This window comes from Salinihabitans flavidus (assembly GCF_900110425.1).
Taxonomy (GTDB): Bacteria; Pseudomonadota; Alphaproteobacteria; order Rhodobacterales; family Rhodobacteraceae; genus Salinihabitans; species Salinihabitans flavidus.
Map to the genome: position 1 here is coordinate 1 of NZ_FODS01000047.1, position 11,675 is coordinate 11,675.

An 11,675-nucleotide genomic window follows, 5' to 3' on the forward strand; every position below is an offset into this window, starting at 1 on the left:
AAAGACGACGCTTTCCAGCCTCAAGGAATTCCTTCGACCAAGTGTAATACAGGCTGTCAGAGATACCCTCGCGGCGACATAACGCCGAGATGCTTTCCTCCCCGCGCAATCCGGCCAAAACAATGCGGATCTTCTCCTCCGCCGAGTAGGTCTGGCGGGTCTTGCGGCGGATGTTTTTGACCAGCTTGTCAGCTGCGTCTTTCGATGTTCCGGGCTTCTTGTTCATCTTCGCTCCTTAAACGCTATGATGAACCAGAAACCCTCCGTTGTTCAAATCCTCAAATCTGTCCCAAAGGTGCTGACGTCAGACAGTGCACGAATTGCGGCATGTCGAACAATTCGATGTTGGCAGTTGTCCAAGCCTTGACCTCTCAATGAAGGAACACGTCCGCGCGGTGTTCGCCATGGAGGCCGATGCCAGTGTGACGAGCCTTGTCGTCGCGGCGGGTTTGCGAGAGCAGGGTAGACCAGCGATGTGGAATGCCTTGGCGAATTGGCCCATGCAAGCGGATCTGGCGGCCAGATTTGACACGATCCTGAACGAAACTTCCGATGTAGGACTTGCTGCTTCAGCTGCCTTTGTGGCTTGGTACGATAACGGCGTGCGTCGCGACAGTTACTATGTCGCAGTTTGTTCCAACTATCTTGACCAGATCGATCGTGAACACCTGCTGCCGAAATACGATAATTTGTCCGGGGCGTATTTTGCCGAACTGTGCCGACTACCAGACGGCAGCCCCTATGAGTGCCATGGACCTTAGCATCTGCACGGATGGAATGCGATTTTTTCCCAAAGGCGAACGCAACCATCTTGTCAATATTCATTGGCGTTGGCTGATGAAGAAAATTGTGCTTGGGATTGTAGATCGCCCACGAGCGAGGCGAGCGGCAGGCTAGTTCCGCGATCAGTTCATTGCCCTTTTCGCATTCGCTGCGGTTTGCGAGAATGGATGCTGTTCCCACTGCTGGGCAGCATGAACTGGTTGCGCCATCGCAGCGAGATCTACGCTGCGAGCACAAGCATCAATAATGCTAGCACGTCTGGTGTGGGCGCGTCGCAGTCATTCGGGCCTTTTTATGAGATCTCTGCTATGGTGCTTTAGCCGAGCCATACATCCAAGAACAGCATGACGACCAATCCGATAGCGAAACCAAAGGTCGCTTTGTTTTGATGTCCTCTCCGGTGCGTCTCCGGGATAATCTCGTGGCTGATGACGTAGAGCATCGCCCCGGCGGCAAATGCGAGTCCCCACGGAAGAAACGGCTCCGAGAACGTGATTACGGCCGCCCCAATTGCGCCCCCAATCGGCTCGACGAGGCCTGTCAGCGCTGCAATCCCCCAAGCGCGGAAGCGGCTATATCCCTCTCCAAGCAACGCCACGGCCACGGCTAGACCCTCAGGTAGGTTCTGTAATCCGATCCCAATGGCTAGCGGCATTCCACCAGAGAGCCCATGGGCTCCAAATCCGACACCGACAGCTAACCCCTCCGGAAAATTGTGGATTGTGATAGCAATGATGAATAGCCAGATCGGGCGAAGAGCAGCGCTGTCAGGGCCTTCGCGCCCCGTCGTAAAGTGCTCGTGCGGAAGAACCTCGTTCAGCCAAGCTACAATTGCCATACCCGCCAAGATGCCAATAACCGCAATGGACGCAGGTACTGCGCCTTCTCCATACTTGTCAGACGCGGCCTCGATTGCCGGTAAAATGAGTGAGAAAAACGAGGCCGATAGCATAACGCCAGCGGCGAAACCCAACGACATGTCTCGCATTGCACGGCTTGGTGTTTTACCAAACAGTACTGGCATAGCACCAACTGCCGTCATCAATCCCGCGACGAGGCTTCCCAAGAAGCCCAAAATCAGAGGCGATCCAAGGTCCATTGATACATCCATTGCGTAGAACTTCGGTTATATCAACGGAATCCGTTCTCGCTGCATTTCTATGCTTGGCTCAAGTGAACAAGAGACCGCTCTGGGCTCAGAGTCCGCATTCGCTGCAAGATGTACGAATGGCAGGTAAGCAGAAATCCACGGCCCTTCTCGCCGTGAACACACCCAAAATCACGGTACTCCGCGTCGCAATAGCTACCGCAAGTCGCCGCTATTCTCGCCGTGATCAGGGATTGAGAGACCATGGGACATGGTTGTGAAAGCACTCGCTTGCAGCAGAACCACCAAAACGTTGTTGCTGCTAGGCAACTGCTCAAATCCTCCATCAGACACAGAGTAGATCCTGAAAACAGCGAGAGGAGCTCAAACAAAAAACCATGCTCGCCAGGCGCTTGCGCCACCACCCCGAACACGCATAAAGTGAAGCAAGCAAGGATGAACCAGAGCCTCCATTAGAGAATACGCTTAGACGTCCCAAATTATCTGACGACGGACATCTACAGCGGCATCGCTTGTATGCCTCCCTCTCAGTTTCGCCGCACTATCTTGGACAGGTTGTTCCAGCTGCGGGTATTAACGATGTTTTCCGTCGCAAGCCAACCTCGCCGGGCCTGGTCGATGCCGAACCGCATGTTCCCCAAGCCCCCGGTGCTGTGCGCATCGGTGGAAATCGCGATATCCACACCCTTCTCCGCGGCCATGCGGCAATGAACATCTTTCAGATCGAGACGGACCGGGTTCGCATTGAGTTCCAGCACGCAACCGCGATCCTTCGCAGCCTGCAGCAGTCGTTCCATATCAAGTGCACAGGACTTGCGTTCCCCAATCCGCCGCCCGGTCGGATGCCCGATGATCGACACCAGCGGGTTGTCCATGGCGCGGATCATGCGCTCGGTCTGCCTGTCCTCCGCCAGTTCGAGTTTCGAATGGACCGACGCAACGACAAGGTCGAGCCGCTCCAGGAGCTTGTCGGGAAAATCGAGGCTTCCGTCCTCCAGGATGTCCACTTCGCAGGAGGCCAGAAGACGGATGCCGTCAAGCTTGTCGTTCAAAGCCCCGATCTCGTCGATCTGCCGGTGCAGCGCGTCTTCGCTCAGCCCCCTGGCTTGTGTCTGGCTTTTCGAGTGATCGGTGATCGCGAGATACTCGTAGCCCTTTTCCTTTGCCGCCTGCGCCATCTCCTCTAAGCTATTCTTGCCGTCCGACGCCGTCGTGTGGGCATGCAGGTCACCTTTGATGTCTGCTGGCTTTATGAGGACGGGCAACTCCCCTTTATCGGCCGCCTCGATCTCGCCGCGGTTCTCCCTCAGAACCGGATCGATCCAGGGCAGATTGATCCCGTCATAAATCTCTTCTTCTGTCGTGCCGGCAATCCGCTTCTTACCATCGAAGAGGCCATATTCATTGAGCTTCAGACCGCGGTCCTGCGCGCACCTGCGCCCGGCAATGTTATGCGACTTCGAGCCAGTGAAGTAATGCAGCGCGGCCCCCCAGCTCGGCTCGGGGATGACCCGCAGGTCCACCTGAAGGCCTGATCGCAGCGTGACGGTCGACCGCGTCTTGCCCTGCGACGCGACTTCTTCGACCTCGTCATACTTGGTGAAGCGGTCGATGATCGCGCCACCATCTTCACCCTGTACGAGAATGTCCAAATCGCCGACAGTCTCCTTGCGGCGGCGGTAACTACCGGCGATCTCAGCTTTAGCAACACCTTCAATCTTGCAGATCCACTCCAGAAGCGGCTCGGCAAAATCCTCGGCCACGTCCAGCCGGATTCGCTCGCCCCCGATCACGCCCTGATTTATCTCCTTGCGGATCCGCGCCTGGGTCTTCTCGCCGAACCCCTCGATCGCGGCGATTCGGCCTTCCTCAGCCGCCTCCTTCAGGTCATCGACCGACGAAAGATCCAGTGCCTCAAAAAGCGCTCGGGCGCGTTTCGGCCCGATCCCGGGGATGCGCGTGGCCTCGACGATGGCTTCCGGCACCTCGTCCGATATCTCGTCCAGAAGCGGGAGCCGCCCAGTACGCACGATCTCCTCAATCTTGCCGGCAAGGTCTTCGCCGATATCGGGCAGCTCGGACAGGTCCTCACCCTCCTCCAACATGTTCTGCAGCGACCGGCTCAGGTCGCGGATTGTGTTGGCCGCGTTGCGATAGGCGCGCACACGAAACCGGTTGGCCTCTTCGATTTCCAGCAGATCAGCCACGTTATCGAAGATCGTGGCGATCTCGCTGTTATGTACCGGCATGACCCACCTCCTCAGCCCAGCATCTTCGCGAATGCATCCTCGTCAAGCATCTCGACACCTTCTTCCATTGCCTTGTCCTGCTTTGAGCCGGGCTTGGCGCCGACGACGACGTAATCCGTATTGCCGCTGATGCTCGACGCCACCTGCCCTCCGCGCCGTTCGATCGCTCCGGTCGCCTCCTCGCGCGTCCAGCCTTCCAACGCGCCGGTCAAAACAAATGTCGTGCCTTTCAGAGACCGGTCCAATTGTTCGACGGCCTGCGGCGACACCCCAGCCTTCAAGAGCCGCCCGACGACATCCCGGTTCCGTTCTTCGTCGAAAAACGCAGCCACGCTCTGCGCAGTCTCATCACCGATCCCTCCGATCTCCTCGATCTCGGCCTGACTCGCCTCCCTCACCGCCTGCAGGCTGCCGAAAGCCATGGCCAGCCGACGCGCCGCGTCCGCGCCCACATGACGGATGCCGAGCGCACGCAGGAACCGGTCCAGCGGCACCTCGCCACGCTCATGGATGGCTGCGTGCAATGCGCCCGCGGAGTCTTCTGCGAAACCGTCCAACGCGGTCAGGTCCTCCGCGGAAAGATCATAGAGGTCCGCGATATCCCGAACCATGTCATGCTCTACAAGCTGCTCGGCGGTCTTTTCCCCCAAGCCCTCGATATCCATCGAGCCTCGCGCGCCATAATGCACCAGCCGGGCCACGAGCTGCGCCGGGCAGGCGATGCCCGCCGGGCAATAGTTCAGCGGCCCACGCCGCTCCACCTGGGCTCCGCAGGAGGGGCAGCGGTCAGGCATCCTGAACGGCTCAGACCTCTCCACGCCGGGTTTCGGGACGCGTTCGGCCACTTCGGGAATAACGTCCCCGGCTCGTTCGATCCGGACGGTATCGCCGACACGCAGGTCCTTGCGGTGCACTTCCTCGACGTTGTGAAGCGTCGCCCGCGCCACCGTCACGCCACCAACATCCACCGGATCAAGCAATGCCACCGGCGTCAGGGCACCAGTACGACCGACCCCCACCGCGATGTCCGCAATCCGCGTCTCGCCCGTTCTGGGCGGAAACTTCCAGGCGCTCGCCCATCTGGGGCTCCGGCTGCGCTGACCCAGCTTTTCGCGCTCCGTGCGCGCGTCGAGCTTCAGCACGATACCATCGATTTCGTAATCGAGGTCCTTGCGCTGACCCTGCATCCCGTCGTAAAATTCCTCGGCCTCCTCCAGCGATCCGCACCGCGTCTGATCGCCCATGACCGGAAACCCCAGATCGCGCAGCGCCTTCAGCAGCTCCCACTGGCCATGTACAGCTTCAACACTGATCCCGGTGGCATCGTAGAAAGTGACGGCGAAACGGACGCCTTCGGCCTCGGACGGATCGAGCCGGCGTAGAATGCCGGCCGCAGCATTGCGCGGGTTGGCGAAAGGCTCGTCGCCACGCTCCACGCGAGCCTTGTTTACGTCCTGAAAGCTGGATCTGGGCAGGATTGCCTCGCCCCGCACGGCCAGCTCTTTGGTCTCCCCGCCTGCATCCTGGAGTTTCAACGGTAAGGCCCGTACCGTGCGCAGCGTGTGGGAAATGTCCTCGCCCGTCTGTCCGTCGCCGCGGGTCGAGGCACGGCAGAACTGACCCTCCTCATAGACCACCTCGATCGACAGCCCATCGAATTTAGGCTCTGCCACGAAAGTTACGTCGGAATCGCCCACAGCCTCGCGCACCCGATCAATGAAATCCGCGATCTCGTCCTTGTCGCGCACAGCATCGAGACTGAGCATCGTTGCCACGTGCTCGACCTTCCCAAGTTCGGATTGCGGCTCCGCCCCAACGCGTTGCGTCGGAGACTCCGGCACCACGATTTCGGGATGCTGGTCTTCCAACTCCTCAAGCTGGGCGAAAAGTTCGTCGTATTCCCGGTCCGATATCTCGGGCGCGTTCTCGACGTAATACAACCGGTCATGGCGATTGATCTGCTCGCGCAGCTCCTCAGCCCGCTTGGCAATATCAGACTTGTCCGGCATAGGCAGTCAATTCCTCGCTAGTGCTTGGCGCGCCAAACAAATCCACCCAGCCGCACGTAATCCACCGCCGACCGGATATAGGCTTCCTGGATCGCCGACCAGCAAGACCCATACTGTGCCAGACCGGTTCGTCATTGATTGCCGTGTCATCCGGTGTCCCCTTCCTCACGGCGCGGTAGCGAGTCCGGTTCAACGTCCATAGAATCCTACCAGTTCGGTGAACTCGATCACCTTGGGTTGGGCGAGCGTGATGATCTCCTCGCAGCTTGCCCCGGACGCGGCTGTGGTGATCGGCTCTCGCAGGGCGCTCAAGCGGAAATGATAGGCATGCGGCGTAACTCCCTCGGGCGGACACGGCCCGCCGTAGCCAGGCTTGCCGAAATCATTGATCGCCTGATGGAAACCCGGCTCGAGGGTTTCCGGCCCGAAGCCCGATCTCAGGAAGCCGCTTTCGGGTGAAATGCCCCAGGCCGCCCAGTGACGGAAGATCCCGCTCGGCGCGTCCGGATCGTCGCAGACCAGTAAAAGCTCCTTCGTGCCCTCCGGCAGTCCGGTCCAGCGAAAGGCCGGCGAGACATTATCGCCGTCACAGGTGAAGCGGACGGGAATCGTCTCGCCGGGATTGAAATCCGGGCTTGTCAGTATCAGCATGATTGTCTCCTTTGCTTCCGGGGCTGGGTTGTCGCACAGTCAGGCGTCATTTGGCTTTATCTCACGTTCCGAAGGGGTAGGTCTCGGGCAGCCCCGGTGTTTGACCGGCCCCGAGTGGCGAGACCGCAGTCGTTTCATCGATCCAGACATATTCATTGAACTGGCGGGGCAGCTCGGCTTCGAAGTAATGGCTGGCAAGCTCGGTCTCGGGGCGGTAGATCACTCCGATCGCCCGCTCCAACCTCGGCTTCGACAATTCCGTCGCGACATCCAGTTCGAGTTCCGCCCGCAGCGGCAGGATAAGCCCCGGCAGGCCGGAGAGGTGGAATTGCCGCTCATAGCTTTGCGGGTGGGATGGCCTGACCTGCTTGATCTCCATCTCACCATTCCAGTCACTGGCGGCCGCGACCGTGCCATGGTCCGTGCCCATCCCGATCCGGTAGCTTTTGTCGCCGAAGCCGCGTGCGCAAAGCTCTCCCAGGTTACGCTCTCCCCGGCGCGACATTTCGGTCGCGCGGGCATCGCCGATATGCGAATTATGCGCCCAGACCACCGCCCGAGCACCATCCCCGTGGAAGTTCATCACGTTCTGCAGGGTTTCGAACATGTGATCGTCGCGCAGGTTCCACGACGCGCGTGAGCCGTAGTACATGATCCGGTAATACTTCTCGGCATTGGCGACCAGCGCGGCGTTTTGCGCCGCATCCAGAAAGCGTTCGCCGTCGCTCAGCGCGTATTCCTTACGTTTTCGCATCAGATCCACAAGCATCGCCGTCACATCATCCTCACAGTTGCGATAAGCACCTGTGAGGGCCGCGTGGCCGTAAGCCGCTGGATCAGCTTCCCAGGGGCTGAGGCATCCGTAACGATGGCGGGCGATCCGGGCGAGATCGGGGTCGACATCCTCCAGATAGTCGATGATCGCCAGCGTCGAGTTGAACAGGCTGTAGAGGTCCAGACCGTAAAAGCCGACGCGCGTCAGTGGAGTACGTGGTGCGTTCCACTCGCGCAGCCAATCGGTAAAGGCACGAACCTCCTCGTTGCGCCACATCCACATGGGGAAGCGGGCGAAAGCCTGCCACTCCGACGGCGGTGTCTCGCGGTGGCGCACGTAATGGTCGATGCGGGCGGCGTCGGGCCAGTCGGCCTCGGCGGCAACAATGGTGAAGCCCTTTTCCTCGATCAGCCTTTTCGTGATGAGCGCACGAATTCGGTAAAACTCGGAGGTGCCATGGCTTGCCTCACCAATGAGCACGACGCGGGCATCGCCAATGCGATCCATCATCAGGTCAAGCGGGGCGCTCTCAACGTCCTCAAACGCCTCGGCATGGGCACGAATAAGGCCTGGCACTCCTTCGTCCTGCCGCGGACGATGCTGGACAAGGCGGGGTGGTGCGGTTTGCGCGCCCTCCGGCTCTCCTTCCCAGCCCTGGTCCCCGATCAGGGGTACAAAGCGCACATCGGCAAGATCCTCGCGATCGAACTGCCCCTTGTCGCGCCGTGTCACGCGCACCAGCTCCTGTGCGCGCGGATCGTTGCCCACGGGCACCACCATTCTCCCACCCATGGCCAGCTGGGACTTGAGCGTTTCGGGCACGAAAGGTGCACCGGCTGACACAAGAATCGCATCGAACGGCGCTGCGTCCTCCCAGCCCCGGGTGCCGTCCCCGTGGAGGATGTGGACATTGGTATAAGCTGCGTCCTGAAGCGCCGCCGCAGCTCTGGTGGCCAGTGTGCCATGACGTTCGATGGCAAAAACCTCGCCAGCGATCTCGGCCAGAACGGCGGCGGCATAGCCCGAACCCGCGCCGATCTCGAGTACCTTCTCACCACCTTTGAGCGCCAGAGCCTCGGCCATATAAGCGACGATATAGGGTTGCGAGATGGTTTGTCCGGCGTCGATGGGCAGCGGGCAGTCCCGATACGCCTGACCTTTCAAGTGGTCCGGCACGAAGCGTTCGCGTGGCACGCGCCTCATGGCATCCAGAACCAGCGGATCACGTACCCCGCGCGCCTTGACCTGGCGTTCGACCATTTCCTTGCGCAGATCATCATAGCCGGTCATGTCACGTCTCCTCTGTGCTTCTGCGTTGAGTGCAGAACGGCAGCCAGACCAAGCACGCGCGTGGGACGCGATAAGTCCGGTTTAATTCTCAGTCGGAACCTCCGGTGGCGGAGCAGGCGGTACTTCGCCAGGGGGCTGTGGCACATCTGGCGGCGTTTCCGGCGGGACTTCCCCGGGCGGTTCCGGGAACTCGTCCGGCGGATCCGATGGCGTCTCGTTTGGTGGTGTAACGGGTTCTTCCAGTGGCACAGATTGCGGCGTCCTTGGCTCAGCGGAATCACCACCAAAGCTGAGCGTTGCACCCTTTCGCTCATAAGATTCGGATTGTATCGCCATGAAAAGTGTTTCTCTTTGTCAGTTCCGCTACAAGTTTGCACCAAGTGCATGGTCCCAGGCATTAATCACGGTTAAACGCTCCGCTCTGCGATCCTTGCGGGATTCTCCGAGAGCAATACCCCTATCAACACAGCCAGGAGACGAGGAATTCCTGACGCGAAAAAAGGCCGGCGAGCCCGCTCTGGGTGCATGGCAACCCACCTGGCAAGCTGCTTCATACCGCTGTTACTGGAAAATCCATCCATCCCGGCTGTTCAGATTTCCGGAACCACATCAGCACCCCGCATCCCGGCTATGCCTTGTCTCAGGGGCACCACAAGAGAACCGCAAGAAGATAGAGGGACCCCATTCTGCTAGGCCAATACTGTTGGCGCCGTGCTCCAGACCTTCAGCCTGTCCTTAAAAAATTCCGCGTGTAGTTCACGATGACCATGGCAGCCTGCAACCTCGCAGGATTGCCGAAGTTCCTCGCAGCCTGATGGTGGCGGCGACATTGGTCCCGGTTCCGAACCCGCGGATGGCCCGCCCTCAAATCACGACAGACGGGACAACTCCCCAAACAGACTTCTTAGCAACGTGTTAGCGTTTGCGAAAGTGAAGCACGCCCCAGCAGAGTTGCCCGGCGTCGGCAGCTTCAACCCAACGACTCAGGCCATTGAGCATGCGCTCGGTATAATCCGGGGAGATCTGGTCCTGCAGTGCGTGACGCCGCGACTTCAGTTCCTCGCGCACACGGGCATAGTGATTGCGTAGCTGATGGGTGAGGTCTTCGATCTCGACCATATCGAAACCGAGCTCTTCCAGCGTCGCCAGGTAGAACCCGATCGAATCCATATCGGGCAGATGAATCCGCTCATAGATCGGCTCGAATTCGGCCGCGTCATCTATATCGTTGGCCTGCATCGGATCGGTGAAAATGAAATCTCCGCCGGGCTTGAGCACGCGCGAGACTTCTTTCAGCACGCGTGTGCGGTCGCCGGAATGCAGGATGGCTTCCTGGCTCCAGACCACGTCGAAACTGTTATCCGGGAAGGGAATGTCCTCGAACAAGCCGTGGACGACCTCAATTTTCTCTTCGAGGCCCTGTTCCGCAGTCAGCCTGCGATTGCGCGCATTCTCTTTTTCCGAGAGGTTCAGGCAGGTGACGTGAGCACCGATCTCGCGCGCGAGATAGCGCGCCGCACCGCCATAGCCCGCACCGATATCGATCACGCGTGCTCCCGGCTTCAGATCAAGCTTTGACGCCATGTGATGCACGGTTCGCGCGGAGGCCACAGCGATGTCTTCGCCGTCACTTTCATAGAGGCCGACATGTATGTCCTCTCCACCCCAGATGGCGGCGTAGAAGGCGTCCGCGTCCGCGCTGTTGTAGTAATCTTCTGCGGTTTTCACAGCTTTCTTGAAATCAGCTTTCATCGGTTTCTCCGTGATGTGGATGAAGAAGCTCCGCAGCATGCAGAGATTTGGTCCTGACAGACTGCTTGGCATGCGCCTTCGCCATACAAAACGCACAGTTCTATTGGGCTGTGATGCCATTTCATTGACGCTCCAGCGGATGCGCGCGCTCCCAATCGGTGATGTAGTCGCGCGTCAACGGCAGGGTGTCCTGGTTCTTCGTAAGTTGGATCTGAAAGACCATGTTTCCGCCATATCGAAAGCTCATCTCCGAAGCGGCGAGATAGAAATCCCACATCCGGCAAAAGCGCTCGTCGTAGAGGTCAGCAACCCTGTCCCAGCTCTGTTGGAAGCGCTTGCGCCAGCATTGTAGTGTTTGCGCGTAGTGCAGGCGCAGGATTTCAATATCGGTCGTAAAAAGGCCGGTGCTCTCGACCACTGGGAGCACTTCCGAAAGGGCGGGGATATAGCCCCCTGGAAATATATATTTTGCAATCCACGGATTGATCGATCCGCCGGATCCAAAACGGCCTATCGCGTGGATGACAGCAACACCGTCATCGGCGAGAAGATCCCGGACCTTTTCGAAATACTCCCGAAAATGACCGACGCCGACATGCTCAAACATACCTACGGAGACGATCCGGTCATAGGAGCCGCGTAGATCGCGATAGTCCTTTAGTTTGGATTCGACCCGCTCAGAGAGGCCTTCGCGCTCCACCCAGTCCTTGGCGTATGTCTGTTGTTCGCTTGACAAGGTTACCTGTCACATCCCGCGTGATTATACGGTCGTTTCTTGAAGATTTCTGGTTTCTGGCGATGCCAGTCCTTGAGCGCGTCGATGGGCGTTCGGCCCTTGAGCACTGATTGCGGGAGCTGGCCATTATAGAGCCGGACATAGCGAAGGATGGTCTGTTCCAGGTCTTCTCCGCTGCGGAACCGGTGGCTCTGCAGGACATCTTCGATCCGGCCGTTGAAGCGCTCCACCATTCCGTTGGTCTGTGGCCGCATCGGTGGGGCAAGGCGGTGCTCGATACCGAGATCGGCGCAGAGCCGGTCGAACTCATGGTTTCCAGTGG

General features: G+C 59.2%; 10 protein-coding genes and 1 pseudogene. 2 read left to right on the forward strand and 9 right to left on the reverse strand.

Annotated elements, in window-relative coordinates; translation table 11 throughout:
• Window positions 1–226, reverse strand: a 226-nt coding sequence (locus BMW66_RS18960; RefSeq protein WP_139196291.1) for a transposase, incomplete at its 3' end; no start/stop codon positions are given.
• A gap of 85 nt (window positions 227–311) precedes the next feature.
• Here BMW66_RS18960 and BMW66_RS18965 point away from each other — a divergent pair.
• Entirely contained in the window at window positions 312–761 is a 450-nt protein-coding gene (locus BMW66_RS18965) for a DUF6782 family putative metallopeptidase (RefSeq protein ID WP_342741894.1), read from the forward strand.
• A 338-nt stretch (window positions 762–1,099) separates the two neighbouring features.
• Here BMW66_RS18965 and BMW66_RS18970 read toward each other — a convergent pair whose 3' ends face one another.
• The 5 genes from BMW66_RS18970 to BMW66_RS18990 all read right to left on the reverse strand — a co-directional run bounded on the left by BMW66_RS18970 (window position 1,100) and on the right by BMW66_RS18990 (window position 8,865).
• Window positions 1,100–1,882, reverse strand: coding sequence for a ZIP family metal transporter (locus BMW66_RS18970; protein WP_093120708.1), 783 nt, complete (start codon window positions 1,880–1,882; stop codon window positions 1,100–1,102).
• A gap of 536 nt (window positions 1,883–2,418) precedes the next feature.
• Window positions 2,419–4,140 carry a DNA polymerase/3'-5' exonuclease PolX gene (gene polX / locus BMW66_RS18975; RefSeq protein ID WP_093120710.1) on the reverse strand — a complete coding sequence of 574 codons (1,722 nt, stop codon included), beginning with the start codon at window positions 4,138–4,140 and terminating at the stop codon, window positions 2,419–2,421.
• An 11-nt stretch (window positions 4,141–4,151) separates the two neighbouring features.
• Window positions 4,152–6,149 carry an NAD-dependent DNA ligase LigA gene (gene ligA, locus BMW66_RS18980; protein ID WP_093120711.1) on the reverse strand — a complete coding sequence of 666 codons (1,998 nt, stop codon included), beginning with the start codon at window positions 6,147–6,149 and terminating at the stop codon, window positions 4,152–4,154.
• Window positions 6,150–6,338: 189 nt separating this feature from the next.
• Entirely contained in the window at window positions 6,339–6,800 is a 462-nt protein-coding gene (locus BMW66_RS18985) for a YbhB/YbcL family Raf kinase inhibitor-like protein (RefSeq protein ID WP_217639346.1), read from the reverse strand.
• A gap of 61 nt (window positions 6,801–6,861) precedes the next feature.
• A complete protein-coding gene (locus tag BMW66_RS18990; protein ID WP_093120714.1) occupies window positions 6,862–8,865 on the reverse strand; it encodes a protein-L-isoaspartate(D-aspartate) O-methyltransferase in 2,004 nt (667 codons plus the stop codon).
• A 611-nt stretch (window positions 8,866–9,476) separates the two neighbouring features.
• Here BMW66_RS18990 and BMW66_RS20900 point away from each other — a divergent pair.
• Window positions 9,477–9,680, forward strand: a pseudogene (locus tag BMW66_RS20900) (IS5/IS1182 family transposase); the annotation flags it as partial.
• Between the two features lie 100 nt (window positions 9,681–9,780).
• Here the strand turns inward: BMW66_RS20900 and BMW66_RS18995 are convergent.
• The 3 genes from BMW66_RS18995 to BMW66_RS19005 all read right to left on the reverse strand — a co-directional run.
• A complete protein-coding gene (locus tag BMW66_RS18995) occupies window positions 9,781–10,737 on the reverse strand; it encodes a methyltransferase domain-containing protein (RefSeq protein ID WP_093120716.1) in 957 nt (318 codons plus the stop codon).
• A 1-nt stretch (window position 10,738) separates the two neighbouring features.
• Window positions 10,739–11,353 carry an SAM-dependent methyltransferase gene (locus BMW66_RS19000; RefSeq protein WP_093120717.1) on the reverse strand — a complete coding sequence of 205 codons (615 nt, stop codon included), beginning with the start codon at window positions 11,351–11,353 and terminating at the stop codon, window positions 10,739–10,741.
• 2 nt (window positions 11,354–11,355) lie between these two features.
• Window positions 11,356–11,675: integrase core domain-containing protein (locus tag BMW66_RS19005; protein ID WP_139196297.1), on the reverse strand; the 320-nt coding region annotated here is incomplete at its 5' end.

Bases quoted from the DNA above. Each gene is read 5' to 3' on its own strand.
- BMW66_RS18970 (WP_093120708.1), bottom strand. From the start codon at position 1,882: ATGGACCTTGGATCGCCTCTGATTTTGGGCTTCTTGGGAAGCCTCGTC.
- polX (WP_093120710.1), bottom strand. From the start codon at position 4,140: ATGCCGGTACATAACAGCGAGATCGCCACGATCTTCGATAACGTGGCT.
- ligA (WP_093120711.1), bottom strand. From the start codon at position 6,149: ATGCCGGACAAGTCTGATATTGCCAAGCGGGCTGAGGAGCTGCGCGAG.
- BMW66_RS18985 (WP_217639346.1), bottom strand. From the start codon at position 6,800: ATGCTGATACTGACAAGCCCGGATTTCAATCCCGGCGAGACGATTCCC.
- BMW66_RS18990 (WP_093120714.1), bottom strand. From the start codon at position 8,865: ATGACCGGCTATGATGATCTGCGCAAGGAAATGGTCGAACGCCAGGTC.
- BMW66_RS18995 (WP_093120716.1), bottom strand. From the start codon at position 10,737: ATGGCATCACAGCCCAATAGAACTGTGCGTTTTGTATGGCGAAGGCGC.